We start from the raw sequence: 26173 nt of genomic DNA on the forward strand, positions 1-26173 counted from the left end.
ATTACTTTTTTAATTCAATTGATATGTCTCGATAATCCATAGGCTGTACTTTAAAAGATACTACAAATTTACCATTCACTTTTTTACGACTTCCTTTTAATTCTTTGAAACCTATTTTTAAAATTACATCACCTTTCTTAAAGCTATCTGGTACAGTTAATAAAACCGAAGTATTACATGAAAGTTGTAATTGTTCTCCGAAAACAAGTATTGCTGTTCCTGATTTTTTTCCTAATATTTCAAGTGTGTATCCTGATTTTTCAATCTTTTTACCTTTACCAAGAAAAAGTGTTGTATTTCTTTTTTCTTGGGTAACAATTCCAAAAGTGCCATTAAGCAACATATCTTCATAATTATAACTATCGCTCTTATCTGAAGAAAACACATAATCAATTCTGTCTAATAAACTTTCAATTTTTAAACCAACAAAACTGTTGTTATTATCTGTATTAAAAGTTTTAATACTTTTTAAGGTTGATGGCTCACTGCGTGTTGATGGCTCATAAATAGCAATAAAAGGATTGTTCCATGCTTCGCCTTTTTGGCGAACTACCAAAGTAGGTTGTAATGCCATGGCCACTTTTTTTGGCACCATGGCGTCTCTTAACGCTTCAGAACGAGGCGATTTTACTTTAAATATTTCACGATTTTCATTACCGTTCATCCACAAATTCATACTTATACTTTCTTTTCCTTCAATAGATAAATTAAAAGTTGCTTTAATATCCTTATCTGTTTTAACCGAAGTTTCATCTGTGATATAATCATAAGCTTCTATATTCCCTAATTTTGAAGTTAGTTTTGCACTTGGCTGTACGTTTAATATCTTATTTTCTGAGTCTGACAATATAAATTCTTGACCAAGGTTATGATAAAAATAATCGTGGTATTTATCGTTTATTTCTCGGGTTTTAGATCTAAAAATATCAATATAATAGCCTGACTTTTCTCCAGTTCTTACAATACTCATTGTTCTATTTTGATCTGAATTTGTACTTGGTTCATGAAAATAAAGATCTGAAAAATTAATGTTGGGATAATAGCCTGTTTTCTGTTCTGACGCCGGATATAAGGCATTCACTTCAAATGCATAATAACTACGCATTTTGTTGTATTCAGATTTTCCATTCACGGATACTGTATTATGAGCAGGAAACTGCGAATAATACTGACGATAATCAGGTTGAAAATAACTAGAACCTCTACCTCCTTCAGGACCTAATACATATCCTTTTCCATAAAGTTCCATGGCAATTCCATTGGAATGAGCATGATTACCTAATGAACCGACTTGAGAAACCATTAACCCATGCTTAGCATCCAATCCATTTCTCATAGCAACCCAACTAACGTTTGGTGCATAAAAAGTGTTGGTCATATAATCTGCTTCATTTGCAGGCTGAATAGAAGTATCTAATTTAACTTCATCGTCATATAAAAGACGCATAATTGTATTTTCATTACCCTTAATGTCTTTTATAATTTTATCCTTATTAGTAAGCATATAAATTAGAGAAGTATACTTTTCTTCTTGTTGCCGTTTGTTAAATCGTTGAGCGTTTTTTACTAGGTCTAAAAAGGGTTCTATTTCAAGTGGACCATAGTGAGAATCGCCAAAGGCTACAATGTTTTTATTAGGATAAAGATATTGAGGCATTATAGTAACTGCTTGAGGTATAATTGGCATCCCTTTTATAACATCAATGCCTAAGGATTCTTGTATTACCATTGCCAATTCAGTAAAGCCTTTGGCTACACTAAGTGCATAACTAGAACTCTCGTTCCATATTCCATTATTTTGATCATAACCATACGCTAAAACATCATTCACCGACCATTGTCTTGCTTCTGATTCATTAAAAACACGATTCAAATAATATTGACAACCTTTACCATCTTCATAATCTTTATTATTATCTAAAACTAATGCTATTTCAATGACTTTATTAGCTTGATGTAAATTCCAATTATTATCTGGTACACCATTCTTGATGATAATTTCGGCAAGTTTTTTTAATGAAGTTGTATAAATTGGGATTTGCTCTTTTTTATGATTTTGCAAAAAATCATAAAGAAAATCGAAAGTTTCAGCCAATTCATCAACAATATTTTCTTTAATTACTTGAAATGAAGTCAAGCCAATTACATTTTGAACATTTCCTTTTTTTAAGTCAATGGGTTCGTTTCTATAATACAAACCGTGCATATACACATCAAACAAATGAGTAGCAAGTTTCGCATAATCTTCATCACCTCCTATAAAATATACTTGTGCAGCATCACGAGCAATTCTCATAATGTTTTCATTAGTATTCTCAATAACACGCCCCGTTTTACTGGGGTCAACCCATTCCCAGGTATTGGTTTTCTTATTTTCAAGGTATAAACCTCTTTTATCTTCAAGATAGGGTTTTACATCTTCTAACTTTGGTGTCTTATAATCAGTAACATAATCACGTTGACCTGTGAATCTGACCGTTGGAACAGGAGCTTTTCCTTCAGTATGTGAATAATATTCACCTTTAACATAAACTTCAGTAGCATGCGATTTCCAATACATTTGAAAACGAGACGACAACCATTCCGGATTTTTTTTAAATTGAATTACATATTTTTCAACTTTACTTTTTAAAGTTTCGAATGCTTTTTTTGCATCGTCTGAAGCTTCAATTTTTTGAAGAATGTTCTCCTTGTTTACTTTTGGTGAAATAAGCCGTGGATGCTCTCTATCAATTTCTTTGGGAAATAGAAACTGAGCATTTACAATGTAGTTTGTAAACAGATAAATACATATAAAAAATACTATTTTTTTCATCTTTCTTTCATTTAATCACCACGAGTCCAAACATGACTTCCCTCCAATAATTCTTGATATTGAATTTCAAATTCTTTTTTAATTTGCTCAAATACAACTGGTTCTTTCTGAGATAAATCTTCAGATTCATTGATATCTTCTTTTAAATTGAATAATACGAAATCAGTTAATTGAGCACTTTTAACGAACTCTTCATTACCATCATATAAATTGTGAATATGTGGTAATTCTTTATTATCAACTTCTAACTTGCCCATTATTTTCCAGTCTCCACTACGCATAGCTACTCTACGTTCATTGATAGCATCATAAAACGCCCAAGTTAGTGGTTTGTCTCGTTTAAATTCTCCTTTGTCTAAAAGTGATTTGAAGGATTGTCCGTCCAATGTTCGGATAGGTAATGGAGCACCTGCTAATTCTGCAAATGTGGGTAATAAATCTAATGCTGAAACAACCGCATCAGAGGTTCCTGAAAAATTATTTTTTCCAAGCCAACTCATAATTGCGGGTACTCTAAAACCAGCTTCATTGGTCCATAATTTCATACCTTTCAATACTCCAGGAGATCCATAAGAATGTTTTGCTCTACTATATCTCATTAAGGTTTCTGGTCCATTATCTGATGAAAACACGATTAATGTATTCTCACTATTATTTTTCTTTAAATAGGAAATTAACCTTCCAACAGCTAAATCTACATTTTCTACATTGGCAAAATATTCTGCCTCTTCCCTTTTGTCTGTATATTCAAGATACTTTTGGACTAAATTTTCAGGTGATGCAATAGGTTCATGCGGTTCATGAAAAGCAACTTCAAGAAAAAATGGCTTATCATTTTTTTTATTTTCTAACCATTGAATGGCTTCATCAACTATTATTTGACTGCTATAACCTTCTATTTCCCCAACTTCTTCACCATTGCGTATAAAATTTTTAGGATTGTGATGGCTTGGAGCGGCGTTATTATGTGTTGCCATCCAATGGTCAAACCCAAAATCATTGGGTTGTGGTTGTTTATCCGAGTTAAATCTAGAAGAACAATGCCATTTACCAACCAAACATGTTGCATATCCCACAGATTTTAATATCGACGGAATGGTTACTTCATCAGCCTGAAGATGAACTAAATCTCTATTATCTTCGCTCTTTTTAAGACCTGGTATAAAATCATACACACCGGCTCTATTAGGACTACGACCAGTTAATAAGCCAGCTCGCGAAGGAGAACATACTGGTGCTGTTGAATAAAAATTGGTAAGCTTTATTCCTGATGCAGCTAATGCATCTAAATTTGGAGTTTTTATAATAGGATGACCAAAAGAAGATAAATCGCCATAACCTAAATCATCGCATAATAATACTACAATATTGGGTTGTTTTTCAATCGCTTTTTCATTTGTAATCTGATCATTCTTAACGGGTACTTTTGATTTACAAGAAACACTAACCAAAATAATTACCACGAATAGGCATCTAATTATATTCATATTTATTTAATATTTGAACTTTCAAAGAAGTCATTAAAAAATAGCATTTGATATTTAATAGAATTTTTCCAGTACTTATTGGTATGCCCACCAGGACGTTCAATATAATCGTGTGGAATATTTCGTTCTAACAGCTTCTCATGTAACCTCTTATTAGCATCATAAAAAAAATCATCAACACCACAATCAAAAAGAAACGTTAAGTTTTTTCCGTCTAATAAATGAACTAAATTAATAACCGTATTGTTCTCCCAAGTTTCAGGATTTTCAGCTTGAGAACCCAATCGCTTGGCGATATCCCAACTTCTTGGAAATGGTCTAATATCCACTCCACCACTCATACTTGCAGCGACACCCCAAATGTTACTATGTTTAAAAGCTAAATAGAGAGCACCATGCCCTCCCATACTTAATCCTGCAATAGCTCTATTCTTATTTGTAGCTTTTGTATTATATGATTTGTCTATTTGTGTAACGAGTTCTTCAGAAACATAAGTCTCATATTGCATTGTACTATCAATAGGACTATCAAAATACCAGCTCGTTTTCGCACCATCAGGGCATACAATAATTACATTATATAAATCAGCATACGCTTTAATTTTAGGAGCTTTTTTTAACCAATCTTTATAATCGCCACCAGCTCCATGCAACAAATAAATTACGGAATAGGCTTGCCCCTTTTTAGAATATGAGTCGGGTGTTATAACTACATTTTTTATATCCTTATTCATTGAGTTACTATGAACTACAAGGGTATCAACTTTGGACGCAAATACAGAAAATGCAATAAAAGAAAATGTTATAAAGCTAATTAGGGTTTTCATATTTTAATTTTATTTTTTTAGGATAATATCTTCTAATTCTTCTAAGGTTTTTCCTTTCGTCTCTGGCATCATAAAGGCTACAAATAGTAATTGGAATACCATCATTATTGCAAAAACTAAAAACACAACACCACCTCCAGCTACTTTTAATAATAGTGGAAATAAGGACGGAATAAGTGCCGCTAAAACCCAATGGGTTGAACTACCAAAAGCTTGGCCTGATGCTCGTAAATGATTCGGGAAAATTTCAGAAATAAACACCCAAATTACTGCACCTTGTCCTATCGCGTGAGCACCTATAAATAAGAATAAAAATATTGGCACTGCCATGCCTGACCATCCTAAGAAAAAAGCCGCAGATAAAAGTCCCAATGAAATTATATAAGCAAAAGAACCAATATACATTAGTGTTTTTCTACCTAATTTGTCTATTAAAAACACACCTAATAATGTAAAAATAAGGTTAGTAACCCCTAGACCTATACTATTTAATAATGCTGAATTCTCTCCTAACCCTGCAGATTCAAAAATACGTGGTGCATAATATAAAACCGCATTTATTCCTGAAAATTGATTAAAAAAGGCAATAAAGAAAACCAACATTAATGGAAACTTATATTTTTTCATAAATATATTCTCCGATTTATCGCTTTTTTCAGAATGTGAATTGAATTCATTTATTTGTGCTTGAACATCTGCTTCTGGCTCAATTAGTTGTAACACTTCTCTAGCTTCATCTTCTCTATTTTGTGACAATAACCATCTAGGGCTTTTAGGTAATTTTAAAGCAAATAAAATATATAATACCGCTGGAATGGCTTCAACACCCAACATACAACGCCAAGCATTCTCACCGATACCACTTAATAGGAAATTTGACAAATAGGCTATCATAATACCAAAAACAATATTAAATTGATACATGGCTACCAAACGCCCTCTATCTTTTGCTGGAGCAATTTCCGAAATATAAGCTGGTGCCGCAATGGTAGATGCTCCTACACCGAGGCCACCAATAAAACGTGCAAAGGCGAATACGTAAGGATCATTTGCAAACGCAGAACCTATAGCAGATATGGCAAATAAAATACCAATTACAATCAAAGTGTTCTTTCGTCCATATTTATTTGTAGGAATACCACCAAATATGGCTCCAACTACTGTACCCCAAAGAGCCATCCCCATAACTACAGAACCGTGAAAACCATCTGACGACTGCCATAATTCTTGTAATCTTTGATCAGCTCCTGAAATCACTACGACATCAAATCCGAAGAGAAACCCTGCTAGTGCAGCGGTAATAGACCATAATAGTATTTTTTTGTTCATTTTATAAAGTATTAGTTAGTTGATTATCTATTTTATAATGTTAATATTATTTTAATGGAATTACCATATTCCATGTTTTTGTACCATTTCCAAATCCACCAGGACCATTCATAGTAGCAAAAAATATATGTGTAGGTTTTCCATCTTCAACAAAAACAAAAGGACGTTCTAATTGTCCTTGTTTTATCGTTTTTCCATTGTCCCATTTTACTGTTTTAGTATATGCTTTCGGACTCTTATCAATTACCCAATTTATTCCATCTTTAGAGTGTGCCAATAACCCATCACCTTTTCCTCCTGTTATTAATCCACGTTGATCTTTTGCTATCATATGATATCCATCATCATCACTCCATAAATGCGGATCTTCCACTTCACCGAAACGTTCCATAGAAAATAAAGGTTCATCACCTAATACCGTATATGCTCCATCAAATGACGGTGCGGTTGCAACACCAATACTCATATCGCTCTGCTTTATGCCATCCTCTTTATAACTTCTGCCTTTAAATAATAATACTACAGCACCATCTTTTTTAATCAATGGTGAAGGATTGGAGGTTAAAAAACTATAATAAGAATTGGGTTTTACATTTAAAATTGGTGAATCCGATCGTTTCCATGGTCCATAAGGGCTTTTAGAAGTTGCTATACCAATTCGTTTGCCCCATCTCGCTGCAATACACCATTTACTTGATAAATTAAATGCGTTAATGTTGTCTGCAGTAACATCTTCAAAAGGATGCGTGGAGCCCATATAATATAAAATATACGTGTCTTTATATTTTACAATTTTAGGATTGTGACATGATTTACCATCCCAATATTGTGTTCCTCGATTGCCTAATGCTATATCTACATATCTATAAGGACCTATAGGCGTGTTTGACACCGCATGTACAATTTCTGACTGAATCATCCACCCTGGATGAAACGGCAAAAATTTTGGCCACCGAGACGCATACATATGATATTTACCATCTTCTCCTTTAATTACAGAACTACCCCATACCCAATAATTTTCCATTTCAAAACCACCATTTACGGGTGCTTCTTTTAGATTATCGTAAATAGAATTCTGAGCACTACACGACATGAATACTACAAAGAAAATTAAGAAAAATTTCATATTTAGGTTTGTTATGATTATTTTTTTAATTGAACTTTAACGGCTTTCAAGTTAATACCTTTCCATTTATCAGCCATAGGCATTAATGAAAGTTCATATATACCACCTTTGGCAATTTTAAAATTTCCTAATTCTATTTCTTTAAACCTTTTGGTATTACTTCCACTCGCCGGAATGTTAACTATTTTTGTTTCACCATTAAGTGATACTTTAATTTCAGAATCTTTTGAACCTGAATAATCAGCCATTAATTTAAAATTACCTGGCGTATCAATTTCAAATGTCCAATAAACTCTTGCCGTTTCACTATCCCAACTACTAATACAATCTACTTTCTCATTATACTGAGCACCTGGACCTTGTAAATTCTCATACTGAGCTCTGTATGCTGGTAATATTACAAGTCCATTATTATCTTGCCCTAATCCTTTACGAGGTAAAGCTTTAGGCATATCCCTTAGTTTTAAAACGATAACAGAGGCAACACTATCTGGGGCTTCTCCTGTAAGTTTCACTTGAATACCATTTTCAGAACTTTCAGTTTGAAACGGTCTGTTTTTATCTGTAAGTAAATAACACGCTTCAACTTCATTAGTTAAGGCAATAGGCAATGACGCTCCATCTTTCCAATCGTATACATGAAGATACAACAACCCTTTATCATCGAGCGTTTTCATGGTAATTCTTCCCCATTTAGGTTCTTCATTTGTTGGACTCGCTTCCGTTTCATAAATAGCCTCACTGTTATTCTTCATCCAAGCACCAATGGCTTTCATTCGTTCAACAGCTTCCATTTTTAAAATACCTTCATTGGTAGGACTCACATTCAATAAATAATTTCCCCCTTTACTACTCTGATCAATCAAATTTCTAATTAATGTAGGTATTGATTTAAAGTTATTATCATCACTGCGGTATCCCCAACTTCCACTAACAGGTTGGCAAAGTTCCCAATATTTAGCTTCTGGTTGATATTTTGGTCCATGACGTTCAAACGTTTTATGATCTCCTGGATAATCATCTCCCAAACGATCATTCGTTATAATATTTGGTTGTAATGCTGTGGTTATATGATGTAAACTATCCACGACAGATTTTGTCATTTGACGCGGTGTATCCCACCAAAAATTAGAAATCGGGCCATATTCTGTTAACAATTGTTTTACTTCAGGCAATGCCTTTTCAAAAACATATTCATCGCTAGATACACGTTTTAAGTCTTTATCCCAACCATTACCCATTCCTCCGGGATGGTGCCAATCTTGTGCTTGAGAATAATAAAATCCAAATTTTAATCCTTGTTTTTCACATGCCTCTGCTAATTCTTTTAAAATATCACGTTTAAAAGGTGTTGCATCTACAATATTATAATCCGTTGCTTTAGAATCAAACATTGAAAAACCATCGTGATGCTTTGCCGTGATAATCATGTATTTCATTCCTGCTTCTTTAGCTAAAGCCACAAATTCGTCTGCATTAAATTTTGTAGGATTAAACTGTTTGGCAAATTTTTCATATTCGGCAATAGGAATTTTACCTTTATTCATGATCCACTCGGCACTATTACTTATTGCATTACCTTTATAAAAACCAGCTGGCACTGTGTAAATTCCCCAATGAATAAACATGCCGAATCTAGCATCTGACCACCATTCCATGCGTTCTTTATCAGTGATTACACTTTGATCCTTTTTATCTTCTAATTGTGCCATTTTCTTTTGCTTGTCCTCACATCCGATATTAAACATTAGCACGAATATTAGCAATAAGATTCCAGTTTTTTTCATGGGGTATTATTTGAAATATTGTTTATACAATAATAAAAACAATAGGCTTTATCTAGTATAAATCATGAATCATACATTATAAAATATAGTTCATTTAAAGATATTATTTTATAGGGGCAATAAGAATATTTAAAAGTAATAAATTAAATCAGTTTTAGAGTTCGTTCTTAATGGGCATTAAATGGGTATTAAATGGGTATTGAATTGTTTATGCTGATTCATAGTTTATATTTATTTTTATAAATATTTAATAATATTGTATAATTCTAATTTAATGAATTAATTATATAAGCACTATGAAGAGTAATTCAAGTAATATTATATGCTTTCTTCTTTTGGTATTTTTTACATCACTATCGTTTTGCAGTAACACAGACACCATTGTTAAGAAATTATATTCACCGGATGGAAATCTAATTATCAATATTGATAATAATGAAAAAGAATTAACATATTCACTAAATGCGAATGGACAAACATTAATTTCAAAATCTTCAATTTCATTATTTCAAAATTCTAAGGTAGAAATTTTAAAAACAGAACAAGTAAAAATAAATACAACTTGGACGCCAGTATGGGGACAGTTTAGTGAAATTCAAAATTATTATAATGAACTAAAAGTAACCCTACTTCATAATAAAACACCCTATAAACTATTTATAAGAGCCTATAATAATGGTGCTGCTTTTCGCTATGAAATTGATCAAATTCCAAAAAATTCAACACCTTCTTTTTATATAGAATATGATTTACCAAAAGAAAGTGTTTTTTATACACATGCTGGTGAAACTAAGCCCAAAGGCCCAATCGCTTTAAGCACATTGTCTGATTCTATATCAAATCAAAAGTTGTTTATGCCTTTAATGGTTGAAAACAAAGAGAAACCATTTATAGCCTTGTTAGAATCTGATTTAGCTAGTGCTCCAGGCTTTAAAGTAATCGATTTTAATTTTGACAAGGAAAGAAATAAATTAATTGCTAAGAATGATTATAATTTAAAGAGCAATAGTTTAATCACACCTTGGAGACTGATTCTGTTTGAAAAAAATATTGGAGATCTTGTTACCAATATGGTACCTCTTAATGTTGCGGCCCCAAATAAAATTTCTGATCCTTCTTGGATAAAACCAGGTAAAACCCTGTGGGACTGGAGAGTGCATGGATATGTTGCAGAAGATGGATTTACCTATGGTATTGACAATGAAAGTTACTATCGTTTTATTGATTTTGCTGCAAAAAATAATATTGAATATTTTTTAATTGATGATTCTTGGTATACCGACGTTAAAAAAGGGCATATAGAAATGTCAGAAAAGTTAGACTTGCAAAAAGTTTCAGATTATGCAAAAAAGAAAGGCGTTAAACTAATATTATACTACGATCGACATAAGGGCGTATATGGAGATGAGGAATTATTTCCGTTTTATAGCTCTTTAGGGATGAGTGGTGTAAAATATGGTTTTATGGGTAAAAATGTTTCGTTTTCAAGGGAGGCTATCCGTTTAAGTGCCAATAGTAAATTATTAATAGATTTTCACGACAACCCAGTTCCATTTACGGGAATGACCAGAACCTACCCGAATGCTGTCGCTCGAGAATACTGTCATGCACAACAAGATTCACGACGTGCTTTTACACCTGAAGCATTTATTAGAATGGCATTAATTAATGCTATTCAAGGACCTTTAGATATGAATAATGGTATTTTTGATATTTCAGGAGTAAATTCAGGTAAAAGAGAAAAAGGGCCGAAAAAATTGAATTCCTTAATTACTACAGTTACTGCTGAGGCAGCTCGAACATTAATTATTTTTAGTGGTTTGGTTTGTATTCCCGATGCTCCAGAAGCCTATACCGCAAAGTTAGATTTATTCGAATTTATTCAAAAAATGCCAGTTGGAAAATGGGACGAAAGCAAAGTATTACATGCTAAAATGGATGAATATATATCTACCGCGAGAAGACATAAAAAAGAATGGTTTATTGGTTCAGTTCATAGTAAAGGTGGTAGTTTAGATATCAATTTTGATTTTCTAAAAGAAGGAAAAACGTATGCAATTACTTATTATGAAGATACTGACGAGACAGATAGTAAAACCAACCCAGAAGCTTACCAAATACGAAAGGGAACAGTGAAAAAAGGGGATATTGTCAAAGCGAAAATGGTAAAAGGTGGTGGGCATTGTATGTGGATCAGACCTGAATAAAAAATAGTAAGTATCTGTAAAAAATATAAAATGAAAATAATAAAATTATTGATTTTAGTTGCGGTTTTAAATCTTGAAGTATTTAGTATTTCTGCCCAAAATATAGAACCAAATGATAAAATATTTTTTAAAGAAATAAATGGCGATAGTCTGTATCTACATGTATTTAAGCCTGAAATTTCTAAAAACCCAACAGCGGCCATTGTTTTATTTTTTGGTGGTGGCTGGGTAAGTGGTACTCCTAAACAATTTTATCAGCAATCTAAATATCTTGCATCAAGAGGCATATTAGCGATATCTGCAGAATACCGAGTGAAAAACATTCATGGAACTTCTCCTTTTGAAAGTGTAGCGGATGCCAAATCGGCAATTCGATGGGTTCGACAACATGCTGACGAACTAAATATAGACCCTGATAAAATTGTAGCAAGTGGAGGTTCTGCAGGAGGCCATTTGGCTATCTGCACCGCTTTAGTTGAAGGACATGAAAATGCAAATGAGGATTTATCGATAAGCTCAGTTCCCAATGCTGTAGTTGGATACAACCCGGTATTTGACACTACAGATAAAGGATATGGTTCTAAGAAAGTAATAGGGCGTGAGACCGAAATATCTCCTACCCATCAAATAAATAGAAATTTGCCACCTATGCTGTTCTTTCATGGAAATGAAGATAAAACAGTACCATATGAAAATGCGATACGATTTACCTCGCTTATGAAAGAAGCTGGTAATGAATGCAAATTAGTAACCGTTGAAGACGTTGGACATGGCTTTTTCAATGGTAGTTTTTTCAGAAAAGGCAGTAGTGATAAATATTTTAATATAACAATGTACAACACCGACAAATTTTTAAAGAAATTAAGGTTTTTAAAAGGAAAACCAACTGTTAAATCTAAATAGTTCTTTTCATAATAATCTCAATAATTATTAAATCAATTAAAATGATAAACATGAAGTATATCAAATTATCGTCACTTTTAGTCTTATTATTAATAAATTTATTGAATGATTTTGTCTATGCTCAAGAAAAACCAAATATCATTTTTCTAATGACTGATGATCAACGTTGGGACAATATGGGTATTTATGGTAAACCTGAATTTAATACACCAAATATTGATAAATTAGGAGAACAAGGTGTTGTCTTTGATAAGGCTTATTATGCAGTGGCCATATGTATGCCTAGTCGAGTGACCATGATGACAGGACGATACAATTCAAACCATCAAGTAGGGTTTGTTGCACCTACCGATTATACGTTATCACAAGACGATTTCTTAAATGGATATCCGGCACTACTTAAAAAAGCAGGATACCGCACAGGGTTTATAGGTAAAGTAGGATTTACAGTAACTGAAAAAGCGACAAGACCTAGCACTCCTAAAGAGTATTACTACAAGAAAAATATGGGAAATGTTTTTGATTTTTTTGCGGGAAGCGAGACTTATGATAGAAAAGGTTTTGTAATGTGGCCAGAAACTGATTCGGTATTAAAAGATATATATAAAGAAGGTAGACAAAATTCTGGTCGAACTTTAAGAACCGGAGAAGCCATGTTGCGTTTTATTGATACCCAGCCAAAAGATCAACCGTTTTGTCTATCCGTTAGCTTTTACGCCGTTAAACATGATAAAGACACAGACATGTATATTCCACATTTCAATCAGTTTAAAGATCAAGAATTATCTGTTCCTGACAATTGGGTGGAAGGCGATAATGAAAAACTACCCGTAGTTGTAAAAGACAATGCTCGTGGAGTGTATTTGCATAAACAACGTTCATCAACCCCTGAAATGTATCAGAGATTGGTACGTCGTTTTGCAACGCAAGGCTATAGTGTAGATGATCAAGTTGGACTTTTAGTCGCTAAATTAAAAGCGAATGGAATGCTTGAAAATACCGTTATTATTTATACTAGTGATAACGGTCGTTTCCAAGGCTCACATGGACTTTTCGATAAATGTTTATTATATGAAGAATCGGTTAAAGCCCCATTAATTGTTTATGATGGAAGAGTATCCAGAGAGAAACAAGGGTTTAGAGAAAACGCACTTATTTCATCTGTAGATATGGCTCCAACAATTCTATCATTCGCTGGACTTGATGTACCAAAAAGCATGCAAGGTAGAGACATTAGTGGAATCTTAAATAAAACACAAGATATGTCCAATTGGCGAGATGCAGTATTTATGGAAGATTTGTTTCTTGCAGATATGTTCAAAGAACGCTATAAAGAAAACGTTGATGAAATCAATCAAAATTTGATTAGTGAGAATAAATCCTATCGCAGTCATGGAATCAGAACTGATCGTTATAAATACTTTGTGTATTACGAACATACTCCAAAAATTGAGGAATTATATGATTTAGAAAACGATCCATTGGAGCAGCATAATTTGGTAAATAACACCGAGTACATTGAAACACTTAAAAAGTTGAGAAAAAAGACTGAACAATTGTATCAAGAGGCTAAAAAGTAGTACTATGAATCATAAGTTTTTATTAACTACCCAGTGTTTTGTTATAATTCTATTTTTTCTTTTTATAACAAACTGCAAGTCCAAAAATCGAGATAACCCAATTAAAACTATAGATTCTAGTGAGCTATCGCATGTAGATAAGATTAAATTTACGTATCAAGAAATAACTGGAATTGGGCAAGATAGTATATATAACCGTCGAGACAATAGTGATATTATAAAAGTTGGAGATACCTATTACGTTTGGTATTCGAGGATGAATAGTCCAATTACCTCTGGCTATTGGGCAACAATTTGGTATGCCACTTCAAAAGATGAAGGTTACACTTGGAAAGAACAAGGTATGGCATTGGGTTTAGGCGAAAAAGGCACATTTGATAGTCATTCCGTTTTTACGCCCAACATTCTAGCTTATAAAGGTAAATATTATTTGTATTATACAGGTGTAAAACCAACTCCAGGAAACATAAATGGTGAATTTGAAGGCAATCACACTACGGATATTACTGCTATTGGTCTTGCTGTTTCCGACAGTCCTGACGGACTTTTTAAAAGAGTAGAAAACAATCCTATTTTAGAAATTAGTAACGTTCCTGAAGATTTTGATAGTTACCGTATTGATGATGCTAGCATGTTGGTAAAAGACAATAAAATAGGGTTGTACTACAAAGGAAGGTCCATAATACATGGTGCCAAAGGTCCAGGGTTAACTGAAATGAGTATAGCTTATGCCGATACACCAGAAGGTCCTTTTACCAAACACAAAGGCTCAATTTTAGATAAAAGTCATGAAGTATTGATATGGAAAAAAGGTAATGGTATTGTTTCCCTCGCTTCCATAAGCAAAAGTATTTACTATGCAGAAGATGGTATCCATTTTTCTGTATTGCAAGATAGCTTGACCAACATTCCAAAAGCACCAGGATTGTATCGTCCCGATTTGGAAGATGGAAATAAAGGAACAGAAACGCCTGGTTGGGGTGTTGCAATGAAAAGTAAAAAAGGACAAGCACATTTGGTTCGATTCGAAATGAAATAAGATCACAAACAATGAATAAATTAAATAACATTCTGAAAATTATCTTTATTGTTACAATCATAATTTCTTGTAAAACAACAGTTAAAACCAGCCACGATGAGGAAGAACGAAAACCAAATATCGTTTTCATTGTTGTTGATGATCTTGGTTATTCAGATGTAGGCTATATGAACCAAAAAGAAGATATTCAAACTCCTAATATAGATAAACTGGCTAAAGATGGTATGGTGTTTACAGATGCCTATGCGGCTGCTCCAGTGTGTTCGCCAACTCGTGCAAGCATTATAACTGGAAAATCACCAGCAGCCTTAAAACTCACGTGCCACATTCCAGGTATGGGTATGGAAAAATATTTAAAAAAATTAAACACAGACAAAAAATTAAAGGAAGGTTTTTTCATTGATCATTTACTAATAGATAAAATAAGTATTGCCGATGTGTTGAAGCAACAGGGTTATACTACGGGCTATATAGGGAAATGGCATTTAGGTGGAGGTGGTTCTATTAATACTGATGACGGCATTGTAAATGCTGATTATTTACCAAGTAATTATGGATTCGATATAAATATTGGTGGTAACGCTTATGGACAACCCGCTAGTTATTTTTCACCTTACAAAAATGGTAATCTAAAAGATGGACCTGATGGAGAATACCTTACGGATAGACTGGGTGATGAAGCCATACAATTTATTGATAAGAATAAAAGTAAACCGTTCTTTTTGAATTTAGCAACATACACCGTGCATACACCATTGGCAGCTCCTGTTGAAACTCTGAATAAGTACAATGGAAACAAATATTTTGCAATGATAGAAAAGCTTGATCAAAATGTTGGTAAAGTAATGCAAAAATTAAAAGAATCAAATCTACTGGAAAACACAATCGTTATTTTTTATTCAGATAATGGTGGACTTTGGGGAAACCTTCCCTTAATAGGAAAAAAAGGAACTTTAAATGAAGGTGGAATACGCGTTCCAATGGTTGTGAATTGGAAAGGAAAAATAGAGAAAAGTAGTTCTTGCAATACTCCAATTACAAGTGTTGACTTCTTCCCTACTTTGTTACAATTAGTAGGTGTTTCTACTAAAGATTATACAGAATTGGAAGGGCAAAGTCTTTTACCTTTATTATACGGTAAAAGTGCATTTCCGAAACGGTCTTTATATTGGCACTTTCCGCATCACAGAAACGAAGGGCTCTCTATGGGTGCTGCAATTAGAAATGGTAAATGGAAATATATTTATCAATTTGAAACACAAAAAGAATTTCTTTATAACCTAGAAGATGATATTAGCGAAGAGAATAATTTAGTAAGTAAATTCCCTCAACAAACAAAAGAATTATCACAAGAGTTAAAACAATGGCAACAGAAGGTTAAGGCAGAAATGCCAGCCATAAACAATTGAAATTACAGTCCGTCATTCGAAATGATTTAAGTAGCTGTTTTTTTATTCTTTTCATTCTGTTCAATATACTGGCTAGGCGTTAATTTAAATAATTCTCGAAAGGTCTTACTAAAATAAGCAGTAGAATTAAACCCTGACATATAAGTCACTTCCTTAATAGAATTTTCATTTTTCAATAGTAATTCTGAAGCATATCTCAATCGTATAGTCCTAATAAAATAACTAGGATTATTACCCGTTAGTGAGTTTATTTTTCTATAAAATTGAGAACGACCAATTCCCATTTCTTTTAAAAGATGATCTTGTTTAAAATCGAGATCACTAATGTTTGACAACACAATTTTAGTGGCTTTATCTAAAAACGCTTCATCTAAATTATTAGTAGTTACTTCGCTTGAAGGGAATATACCTCCAATTTCAGAGAATCGTTTTCGCAACCTATTTTTTGCCAATAATAAATTATCAATTCTTGACCTTAAAACATTTATTACAAATGGTTTAGATAAGTAAGCATCTGCCCCGTTATCATACCCTACTATCCGATCCTCCGCCAAGGTTCTCGCTGTCAACAAAACTACAGGTATATGGGAGGTTTCTAAGTCCGTTTTAATTAATTTACACATTTCAAACCCATCCATTTTAGGCATCATAACATCACTAATTACCACGTCTGGATAGTATTTTTTAACCATTTTTAATCCCTCCTTGCCATTAACAGCTTCTTTTATTGTATATAAATCCTTTAAGTCATTTTTTAAATGAATTCTTAACTCTTTATTATCTTCTACAATAAGAATTACAGGTAATTCTTTATTAACTGTAATACCTTTTTCTTTTTTAGGATCTGCTGACACATTATCATTTGATATGATCATATTATATTCAACGGCCTTCATGGAATTGATTAGATACTCATTCTTTACATTTTCAACTTTTTTAGATTTAGAATTTACATCTAACGGTAATTTCACAATGAATTTACTTCCTTTTTTACGTTTGCTATCTAAAGATATTTTTCCTCCATGCAGTTCAACCAATCCTTTAGTAAAGTTAAGTCCAATTCCTGTTCCAGATTTCGTTTCATCTACATTATAAAATCTAGAAAAAATGCGATTCTGTTGTTCTTTATCTAATCCTACACCGGTATCTTCAACTATTATCTCAATATATCTAGTTAATTTTTTACCTTTAAATAATGTGAAATTAGATATACTTTCCTTCTCCTTTGAGGTATTAATTGTTACCGTGATACAACCTTCATTATTTGTAAATTTAATAGCGTTAGAAACTAAATTTGTAATGATCTTTTCTACTTTGTCAAAATCAAAAAGACATTTTATACTTTTAGATGTACTTTCAAAAACATAGTCTATCTCTTTCTTTTTAGCCAAATCTTTAAAAAGAGTAAAAATATCGTGGCTAAATTTCACAATATCTCCCTTTTCTAATTGCAATGGAGACATACCGGCATCCATTTTTCTATAATCTAGTAATTGGTCTACTAAATGCATTAACCGTCTAGCACTGCGTTGTATTGATGTAGCTGACCGTTTAGTAACTTCAGGGTCATTATTGAAGTTTGATAAAATCTTATTTACCGGATTTAATATAAGTGTTAACGGTGTTCTAAATTCATGCGACACATTTACAAAAAACTGAAGTTGTTTCTGGTCTAACTCATGTCGTTGAGCCTCTTGAATTTTTAGTGTGTAATAGTGTATGACAGCGAATAAAATAAGAGCTCCAATTATAAAATAAACGAAATAAGCCCACCAAGTTCTCCAAATTGGAGGGGCAATCACTATATTAATAAAGGCCATTTTAGCAGATTCCCAATCTCCAGTTATTGATGCCTTAACTTCGAAGGTATAATTTCCTGGTTCTAAATTTGAAAGATTAACAACTCTATTAGAACCTAAGTTTATAAACTCATTGTCAAGACCTTGCATTCTATAAGCATATTGTACTTGTTCTGAATTATCAAAATATAAAGCAACAAACTCAAATGAAATATAATTCTCATCATAATTCAAATTCAAATCCTTAATTTTTGAAATCCCATTATTTAAAAGCACTCGCCCATTTATAGAATCTCCTTCAACTACTATTTTATTATTCAACCTAAAGTTTGTTATTTGAGGTTGTAACTCTACTAAACTTGGGGCTTTTATATCATTAGGTTGAAATATATTAAATCCATTTATTCCACCAATTATAATTCGACCATTTTTTGTTTTCTCTATTGATTTACTTTGAAATTCAGGTCCTTGTAATCCATCATGTGCATTGAAATTTTTAAACTGATGAGTTTGAGGATTTAATAAGGACAAACCACTTTTAGTTGTTATCCAAAGGTTATAATTATCATCCTCTTTTATACCCACCACAAGATTGTTAGGTAGACCATTTTGAGAAGAATATGAATTTAATAAATGTAACGTGTTATCTAATTTAAAAACACCATTGTCAGACCCTATCCAAATATTTCCATTATGATCTTCTGTTACATAGTTTATACCACCTCCTTCTAAGCCCTTTTCTTTAATAAGTTTAAATTTTATATCTTTTGGTATATATTCATCTAGTTGGTTTAAATCAACAACATTTAAACCCAGAGCTGTACCAATATACAAACGATTTTTAGAATCAATAAATGTGCAGATTACAGAATTACTAACCAGACCGTTTTCTTTTGCAAATGTATTTTTATAATTAGAAAATTGTTCAGTTAACGGGTCGTAAAGACTTAAACCTTCGGTTCTTAACCCAAACCATATTCTATTTTTATTATCTTCTACACCTGACCATACTGAACTTTGACCAATGGAGAGTGAATCTTTTACATCATGCAAAAACGTTTCAAATGTATATGTTTTTGGATTAAATTTATTAACACCTCCGTCTAAAGTACATACCCAAATAAATCCGTCATGACTTTCAAATGTATATAAAATTTTATTTGAACTAAGACCATTACGAAGATTAGGATTACGACTAAAGTGTTTAAATGATTTTGTTTTTTCATCGAAAAGATTCATACCTCCATCATAGGCACTTATCCAAATCCTTCCTTTTGAATCTTCTAAAACTGATTGTACTGTTTTTTGATTAAGTCCATTTAAGTTATTGGGCTGATAGTAATAATGACCAAAAGCATAATTAGAAGGATCTAATTTACTAACCCCTTTATCATAACTTCCGATCCAATAAATGCCCTTATTATCTTCAAATATTTTACTTGGTTTATTATTTGGAAGAGTAAAAGGATCAGAAAAATCGTTTACAATATGCTGCTGTAACTCCACAACATCATTCTTTTTATTAAATAAATACAATCCAAATGCATCCGTTGAAATCCAAAAAAGGCCTTTTGAATCTTGAAACATATCAAGTATTGGAGTGTTTTTACCGACTACTGAGATGTGTTTAAATGTATTTTGCTTTCTGTTCCACAAAATTAAATTGGAAAGATCATTACCTATCCAAAAATCACCATCGCTATCAATAAAAACCCTTTTGGGTATGTGATTAAGTTCATAGGTTTCATTATTTTTAATTAAAACTCTATCAAAATTATTTTTTTTATTGTTATACCTATTGAGATGTTGCCCATTAGTACCTATCCATATTATATCTTTTTCATCCTTTACTATAACATTAACATTGTTATTATCTATAGAGTTTGGGTTCGTTTGATCATTTATATAATATGAAAATTTATAGTTATCTATGTTAATACTATCATCACCTAAATTAATTTTTATGATTCCATTATTCGTTCCTACCCATATTGTATTATTAATACTATCATAAAATAAATCGTTAATTATTTTTTGTGTTCCATTGGCTAATGATAAATCACGGTAAAGGTTAATTCGTATAAAATTATTCTTTTCCTTAACAAATAAGTTCAATCCATTATTGGTACCCACCCAGAGATTACCTTCATTATCTTCAGTTATTGCATTAATTCTATTATTACTTATAGATTTTGAATCATTTAAAACCGATTTGAAAATTTCAAATTCATATCCATTATATTTATTTAAACCGTCAATTGTACCAAACCATAAAAATCCTTCTTTATCTTGAAAAATTTCCACGCAAGTACTACTTGACAGACCATTATAAGTATCTAAGTTCTCAAACTTTAAATTGTTAAATTGACTAAAAACTAGATTAGTAATTAAACAGAAGCAGAAAATAATGTAGTTTTTAACACTCATTTTTGATGTGTAATAATTCAATTAGAAAACTCCAATTAATAATTTAGTATTACTGTAATTTATAGATTTCTATAAATTTACTACTATAATGGTAATTTGAAACAAACCATTGCAACCAATATTTCTTTCAAAACACATATTAATCAAGTAATGTCGAAGATAATAATTTAAGTTTTAATACCAAATTTAATAGTATTTCTTTTGATGATATATCACATTTTTAGCGAGTTTTAGCTATATGTAAAAATTATAACTATTTATTACGTTTAAATTAAAAATGAATGAAGTGTAAAGAATTCGATTTGAAGAAAAACAAATCGAATAAAAGATATAAAAACGAAAAAAGCCTTACAAAAGTAAGGCTTTTCAAGTGATGGCACTAGGATTCGAACCTAGGACCGCCTGCTTAGAAGGCAGGTGCTCTATCCAGCTGAGCTATGCCACCATTTGCTAAAATTAGCGGTGCAAATATAAAACTTAAGATTAAAATAACAATGATTTATCAATTTATTTACGATAAAATTTTACGTTCTAAAAATTCAATTATTTTTTTCAAAATTATTCATTATAATACTCTGATTTCAATTGCATTAAGATAACAATAATTTCATCACCTAGAAGAATGAATAAGTAGTAGATCAAAATTAATGGAAGCCTTCTGGTCAAAATAATTGTTAGCGAGCCTAAAATGTACTTGAAAAATGTTTATTTATTGTTAAAACAATTGAAAGTTTGATAGAAGTACTTAGATTATAATTATATTTACAAAAAATTTAAAAATTGGATTTAACCAACCCCTTAGTCTACGGCGGACCTGCATTTATAGCATTTATTTTATTAGAATTAGTTTATAGTAAAACACATGACAACGATGAGTTGTATGAGTGGAAAGATCTGTTTGCAAGCGGAGCCATGGGCCTTGGCTCAGCGATTATTGCTCCATTAGTGAAAATAGTTTTTGCTGTTGTCTTATTCAGTTTTGTTTATGATTTATTTAATCCTTTAGTTGATGGTGTTCCTACAAATATTATGGGATGGGAATCTTTTGGTTGGGCATGGTATATATGGATTATTTGCCAAATAGCCGATGATTTTTCTTATTACTGGTTCCACAGAGCTAATCATGAAATTAGATTCTTATGGGCGGCACATATTGTGCATCATTCATCAGATAACTTTAATTTGGGAACAGCGGTGCGTAACGGCTGGTTTACTGTACTTTACAAACCTTTCTTTTATATGTGGATACCTGCAATTGGTTTTCATTACGAAATGCTCATAGTATGTATGGGTATTGAAGCTCTTTGGCAATTTCAATTACACACTAAATATGTACCAAAATTAGGATTTTTAGAGAAATTTCTAAATTTACATACACAGCATCAAGTTCATCACTCTAGAAATATTGAATATATGGATAAGAACCATGGTGGGTATTTAAATCTTTTTGATAAGATGTTCGGTACTTGGAAAGAACTAGACGAAGAAATTGAAATTAAATACGGAGTAACAACACCTCCTTCTTCTTATAACCCATTCGTTATTCTTACACATGAATATGGTGATATATGGAAAGATGTTAAAAGAGCTAAATCTTTTAAAGAAGGATTTATGTACGTTTTTGGACCTCCAGGTTGGAGCGTTGATGGAAGTTCACTTACGGTTAAACAGCAACAAAAAATATTAAAAAAAGCTGCAATGGGTGCTGACAAATAATTATTGTCTTTAAATAATAATGCTCATACCATCTTTGTAGGTAGCAAGTTCTGAATAAGAAATGCCAAAGTTATCTGGATATTTTTATGTTATTTGTTATATTTTATACTAATTCTACTAACATTGATGGAACAATATATCATATTTATAATCCTATTTATTATTTCTTTACTTATAGGAGCTTTTATTGGTAAACTGTTAACCAAAGTTAATACCGAAAAAGAAAAATCAACCCTAGTTGAACGTAATATCATTCTTACCGAAATAAAATCTAATGCCGAAAAAACAATTTCGGACCTTCAATTAGAATATAGACATCTTCAATCCGAAAAAGAGCAAATAGTAAAAGTAAATATTCAGCAAGATGCTTCTATTAATAATTTAAATGAAAAACTTTCAGTTCAGAAAAATGAGCTTGAAAATATTCAAGAAAAATTCACCAAAGAATTTGAAAATTTAGCCAACAAAATATTAGAAGAAAAATCCAGTAAATTTACGGAACAAAATAAAGAAAATTTAAAAACTATCTTAAACCCGCTAAACGAAAAAATTAAACTTTTTGAAGATAAAGTAGATAAAACACATAAAGAAAGCATCGATTACCACGCAGCGTTAAGACAGCAAATAATTGGATTAAAAGAGTTGAATCAGCAAATGAGTAAAGAAGCTGTTAATCTCACAAAGGCTCTTAAAGGTGATAGTAAAACTCAAGGAAATTGGGGAGAACTTATTTTAGAGCGTGTGTTAGAAAAATCTGGTTTAGAAAAAGACAGAGAATATTTTTTAGAAAAAAGTTTCAATACAGATGCCCTTAATAAAACACGACTAAGACCAGATGTTATTATCAATCTGCCTGATAATAAAAAAATGATTATTGACTCTAAAGTATCTTTAACAGATTATGAAAGATATGCTAATGCAGAAGAAGATTTTGATAGAGAACGCTATTTAAAAGATCATATTAATTCATTAAATAGACACGTAACTCAGCTGTCAGAAAAAAAATATGAAGATATTTACGAAATAGAATCGCCCGATTTTGTATTGTTGTTTGTTCCCATTGAACCCGCATTTGCCGTTGCCATTAACGCAGACAATCAATTGTACAATAAAGCTTTCGAAAAGAACATTGTTATTGTTACACCTTCTACCCTACTTGCTACATTAAGGACCATAGATAGCATGTGGCAAAATGAAAAACAACAACGGAATGCCATTGAAATTGCCCGTCAAGCAGGAGCTTTATACGATAAATTTGAAGGCTTAGTAATCGATTTAACCAAAGTTGGTAAAAAAATGGACGAGGCTAAAAGTGAGTATAAAGGAGCTATGAATAAATTAGTTGAAGGTAGAGGTAATTTAATTACAAGTGTTGAGAAAATTAAAAAATTAGGAGCAAAAGCTAAAAAAGCATTGCCTCAAAACATAATTGAAAGAGCTGAAGAAAATAATTGATGAATCTCATCAATCATTACATTCAATTCAAAATCAATCAAAAATTTTGTAACAAATCAATTCATAATAATACTAATCTTAATATAATAATTTAACTAAAATAATTAAAAATGAAAATTAACAATAAAATGCTTTTCCTGTTGGGTTTAGCTGGTGTTTTTTCTTTTACTTCATGTAAGGAGGAAAATAAAGATTTAGCTGTCTCAACAACTGAAACTATACCCGGTATTGTATTGGAAAATATGGATACTACCGTTAGTCCCAAAGAAGATTTCTACAACTATGTTAACGGTAGTTGGATGAAAAACACAGAAATTCCTGATGATAGATCATCATGGGGTGGATTTGGTGTTTTAAGAAAAAAAACAGACAAAGATGTATTAGCAATTCTAGCAAAAGCTAAAGAAAGTGGAAAATATGATGCAAATACAGATCAAGCTAAAGCACTTTTTATATTTGACTCTGAATTAGATACAACATCAAGAAACAAAGCAGGTATTAAACCACTTCAGCCAGCCTTAGATGCCATTGCTGGTATTAATAACCTTAATGATTTACAAACAGTATTGGCTACTAACCCAGCTGTTGCAGCACCATTTGTTGGGTTTTCAGTTTTTCCAAATTTAGCAAATAGTAGTATTAATGCTGGTTATATTACCACTGGGGGGTTAGGTTTGCCAGATCGTGATTACTATTTAGACCAAGATGATAAATCAAAAGAAATTCGTGGTCAATATATAGATTTTATTACTACAATGCTACAATATATTGGTGATGATGAGACAAGTGCTAAAAAACAAGCTCAAACAGTTTTAGCAATTGAAACTCAATTGGCAGAACCTAGATTGGACAAAGTTCAAAGTAGAGATGCAAGAAATTTCAACAATCCTCGTACTATAGATGAATTAGGGAAAATGGTTTCTGCTATTGATTGGAAAAAAATGATTACTGACATCGGTCTTAAAAAAGAAGTTGATACAGTAATTGTAATGGAATTAAAATATATGGCTGAACTTCAAAAAGTATTAAAAGATACTAATATTGAAGATCTTAAAACAATGATGAAATGGTCAACAATAAATTCAGCTGCGAGTAATTTAACAACTGATCTTGAGAAAAAAAACTGGGATTTTTATTCTAAAACTTTAAGAGGTGCAAAAAAACAGCGTCCTGCTGATGAGCGTGCTTTAGGTACAGTTAATGGAACTGTTGGTGAAGCATTAGGTCAATTATATGTAGATGCAATGTTTCCTCCAGAAGCAAAAGCAAAAGCTGAACTAATGATAGCTAATGTTATTGATGCGTATAAAAAACGTATTCAAGCTTTAGACTGGATGAGTGAAGGCACTAAAAAACAAGCAATTACAAAATTAGATAAATTTACGGTTAAGATTGGTTATCCAGATAAATGGGAAGATTATTCTAATCTAAAAGTTACTGAAGGAAATACCTATTTTGAAAACATGACTGCTGTTGGAAAATGGTCACTAGATAAGAATTTATCAGAATTCGGTGAACCAGTCGATAAATCAAAATGGGGAATGTCACCTCAAACAGTTAATGCTTATTTTAATCCTTTAGCAAATGAAATTGTTTTCCCTGCTGCAATATTACAACCCCCTTTTTATAACTATACTGCAGATGAAGCAGTAAATTATGGAGGAATTGGTGCAGTAATTGGTCATGAAATTTCACATGCCTTTGATGATAGTGGTGCTCGATTTGATGCTGATGGTAACTTAAGAAATTGGTGGACTCCAGAAGATTTAACGGCTTTTACAGAAAGAGGAGATTCTTTAGCGTCACAATACAGTCAATTAGAAGTACTGGATAGTGTTTATGTAAATGGAAAATTCACCTTAGGTGAAAATATAGGTGATTTAGGAGGTGTTTTAGGAGCATATGATGGTTTACAAAAATTCTATGCAGATAATACTAGACCTGAAAATATTGACGGGTTTACTCCTGAACAACGGTTCTTTATGTCATGGGCTACAGTATGGCGTACATTAACTAGAGATGAAGCGTTGCGTAATCAAATAAAAACTGATCCACATTCTCCAGGTAAGATTAGAGCCATTCAACCATTACTAAATGTTGATGCCTTTTATAAAGCATTCGATATTAAAGAAGGTGATGCTATGTATTTAGCTCCTGAAAAAAGAGTTAGAATTTGGTAATACAAAATGTCTAGTCCTAAATAACCGATACAGATTATTAAAGGATTAAATTTATAACTTAAAGCTTAACGATACTAATATCGT

At 31.9% G+C, this 26173-nt stretch carries 15 protein-coding genes and 1 tRNA gene; 8 read left to right on the forward strand and 8 right to left on the reverse strand.

From position 1 onward, the window contains the following. Window position 1: 1 nt before the first annotated feature. The 6 genes from JBL43_RS17030 to JBL43_RS17055 are packed head-to-tail and all read right to left on the reverse strand — an operon-like array spanning window position 2 to window position 9374. Window positions 2-2815, reverse strand: coding sequence for an endo-acting ulvan lysase-like protein (locus JBL43_RS17030; protein ID WP_198842605.1), 2814 nt, complete (start codon window positions 2813-2815; stop codon window positions 2-4). Window positions 2816-2826: 11 nt separating this feature from the next. Beyond that, complete coding sequence (locus JBL43_RS17035; RefSeq protein ID WP_198842606.1) at window positions 2827-4302, reverse strand: sulfatase-like hydrolase/transferase; 1476 nt, start codon at window positions 4300-4302, stop codon at window positions 2827-2829. A gap of 2 nt (window positions 4303-4304) precedes the next feature. Next, entirely contained in the window at window positions 4305-5129 is an 825-nt protein-coding gene (locus JBL43_RS17040; RefSeq protein WP_198842607.1) for an alpha/beta hydrolase, read from the reverse strand. A 9-nt stretch (window positions 5130-5138) separates the two neighbouring features. Next, complete coding sequence (locus JBL43_RS17045; RefSeq protein WP_198842608.1) at window positions 5139-6458, reverse strand: sugar porter family MFS transporter; 1320 nt, start codon at window positions 6456-6458, stop codon at window positions 5139-5141. 46 nt (window positions 6459-6504) lie between these two features. Continuing rightward, window positions 6505-7587 carry a glycoside hydrolase family protein gene (locus JBL43_RS17050; protein ID WP_198842609.1) on the reverse strand — a complete coding sequence of 361 codons (1083 nt, stop codon included), beginning with the start codon at window positions 7585-7587 and terminating at the stop codon, window positions 6505-6507. Between the two features lie 17 nt (window positions 7588-7604). Then, window positions 7605-9374 (reverse strand): alpha-L-fucosidase, encoded by a 1770-nt coding sequence (locus tag JBL43_RS17055; RefSeq protein WP_198842610.1) that lies wholly within the window; start codon window positions 9372-9374, stop codon window positions 7605-7607. A gap of 296 nt (window positions 9375-9670) precedes the next feature. On the opposite strand from JBL43_RS17055, the gene JBL43_RS17060 reads away from it, so the two are divergent. The 5 genes from JBL43_RS17060 to JBL43_RS17080 are packed head-to-tail and all read left to right on the forward strand — an operon-like array spanning window position 9671 to window position 16512. Then, window positions 9671-11581, forward strand: coding sequence for a glycoside hydrolase family 97 protein (locus tag JBL43_RS17060; RefSeq protein WP_198842611.1), 1911 nt, complete (start codon window positions 9671-9673; stop codon window positions 11579-11581). 30 nt (window positions 11582-11611) lie between these two features. Further along, window positions 11612-12484 (forward strand): alpha/beta hydrolase, encoded by an 873-nt coding sequence (locus tag JBL43_RS17065; RefSeq protein ID WP_198842612.1) that lies wholly within the window; start codon window positions 11612-11614, stop codon window positions 12482-12484. A gap of 50 nt (window positions 12485-12534) precedes the next feature. After that, window positions 12535-14064 carry a sulfatase-like hydrolase/transferase gene (locus JBL43_RS17070; protein WP_198842613.1) on the forward strand — a complete coding sequence of 510 codons (1530 nt, stop codon included), beginning with the start codon at window positions 12535-12537 and terminating at the stop codon, window positions 14062-14064. Between the two features lie 4 nt (window positions 14065-14068). Next, on the forward strand, window positions 14069-15103 hold the full coding sequence (locus JBL43_RS17075; RefSeq protein ID WP_198842614.1) for a family 43 glycosylhydrolase: 1035 nt from the start codon (window positions 14069-14071) through the stop codon (window positions 15101-15103). 11 nt (window positions 15104-15114) lie between these two features. Continuing rightward, on the forward strand, window positions 15115-16512 hold the full coding sequence (locus tag JBL43_RS17080) for a sulfatase (protein WP_198842615.1): 1398 nt from the start codon (window positions 15115-15117) through the stop codon (window positions 16510-16512). A gap of 26 nt (window positions 16513-16538) precedes the next feature. Here JBL43_RS17080 and JBL43_RS17085 read toward each other — a convergent pair whose 3' ends face one another. Both JBL43_RS17085 and JBL43_RS17090 read right to left on the reverse strand, forming a co-directional pair. Next, window positions 16539-20615: a hybrid sensor histidine kinase/response regulator transcription factor gene (locus JBL43_RS17085; protein ID WP_317193464.1), complete on the reverse strand. Its 4077-nt coding sequence runs from the start codon at window positions 20613-20615 to the stop codon at window positions 16539-16541. Between the two features lie 494 nt (window positions 20616-21109). Continuing rightward, a tRNA-Arg gene (locus JBL43_RS17090) sits at window positions 21110-21183 on the reverse strand. Window positions 21184-21518: 335 nt separating this feature from the next. Between JBL43_RS17090 and JBL43_RS17095 the strand changes: the two genes are divergently transcribed. The 3 genes from JBL43_RS17095 (at window position 21519) to JBL43_RS17105 (ending at window position 26089) form a co-directional block, all read left to right on the forward strand. Next, window positions 21519-22454: a sterol desaturase family protein gene (locus tag JBL43_RS17095; protein ID WP_198842617.1), complete on the forward strand. Its 936-nt coding sequence runs from the start codon at window positions 21519-21521 to the stop codon at window positions 22452-22454. A gap of 126 nt (window positions 22455-22580) precedes the next feature. Continuing rightward, a complete protein-coding gene (locus tag JBL43_RS17100; protein ID WP_198842618.1) occupies window positions 22581-23909 on the forward strand; it encodes a DNA recombination protein RmuC in 1329 nt (442 codons plus the stop codon). A gap of 110 nt (window positions 23910-24019) precedes the next feature. Further along, window positions 24020-26089, forward strand: coding sequence for a M13 family metallopeptidase (locus tag JBL43_RS17105; protein WP_198842619.1), 2070 nt, complete (start codon window positions 24020-24022; stop codon window positions 26087-26089). Window positions 26090-26173: the final 84 nt, after the last annotated feature.

This window comes from Aureibaculum flavum (assembly GCF_016406085.1).
In the GTDB taxonomy this organism is placed as follows: Bacteria; Bacteroidota; Bacteroidia; order Flavobacteriales; family Flavobacteriaceae; genus Aureibaculum; species Aureibaculum flavum.

Excerpts from the sequence above, each read along its gene's own strand:
- JBL43_RS17060 (WP_198842611.1), top strand. The coding sequence starts at position 9,671 with ATGAAGAGTAATTCAAGTAATATTATATGCTTTCTTCTTTTGGTATTT.
- JBL43_RS17065 (WP_198842612.1), top strand. The coding sequence starts at position 11,612 with ATGAAAATAATAAAATTATTGATTTTAGTTGCGGTTTTAAATCTTGAA.
- JBL43_RS17055 (WP_198842610.1), bottom strand. The coding sequence starts at position 9,374 with ATGAAAAAAACTGGAATCTTATTGCTAATATTCGTGCTAATGTTTAAT.
- JBL43_RS17035 (WP_198842606.1), bottom strand. The coding sequence starts at position 4,302 with ATGAATATAATTAGATGCCTATTCGTGGTAATTATTTTGGTTAGTGTT.
- JBL43_RS17105 (WP_198842619.1), top strand. The coding sequence starts at position 24,020 with ATGAAAATTAACAATAAAATGCTTTTCCTGTTGGGTTTAGCTGGTGTT.
- JBL43_RS17070 (WP_198842613.1), top strand. The coding sequence starts at position 12,535 with ATGAAGTATATCAAATTATCGTCACTTTTAGTCTTATTATTAATAAAT.
- JBL43_RS17040 (WP_198842607.1), bottom strand. The coding sequence starts at position 5,129 with ATGAAAACCCTAATTAGCTTTATAACATTTTCTTTTATTGCATTTTCT.
- JBL43_RS17100 (WP_198842618.1), top strand. The coding sequence starts at position 22,581 with ATGGAACAATATATCATATTTATAATCCTATTTATTATTTCTTTACTT.
- JBL43_RS17075 (WP_198842614.1), top strand. The coding sequence starts at position 14,069 with ATGAATCATAAGTTTTTATTAACTACCCAGTGTTTTGTTATAATTCTA.
- JBL43_RS17045 (WP_198842608.1), bottom strand. The coding sequence starts at position 6,458 with ATGAACAAAAAAATACTATTATGGTCTATTACCGCTGCACTAGCAGGG.
- JBL43_RS17050 (WP_198842609.1), bottom strand. The coding sequence starts at position 7,587 with ATGAAATTTTTCTTAATTTTCTTTGTAGTATTCATGTCGTGTAGTGCT.
- JBL43_RS17080 (WP_198842615.1), top strand. The coding sequence starts at position 15,115 with ATGAATAAATTAAATAACATTCTGAAAATTATCTTTATTGTTACAATC.
- JBL43_RS17030 (WP_198842605.1), bottom strand. The coding sequence starts at position 2,815 with ATGAAAAAAATAGTATTTTTTATATGTATTTATCTGTTTACAAACTAC.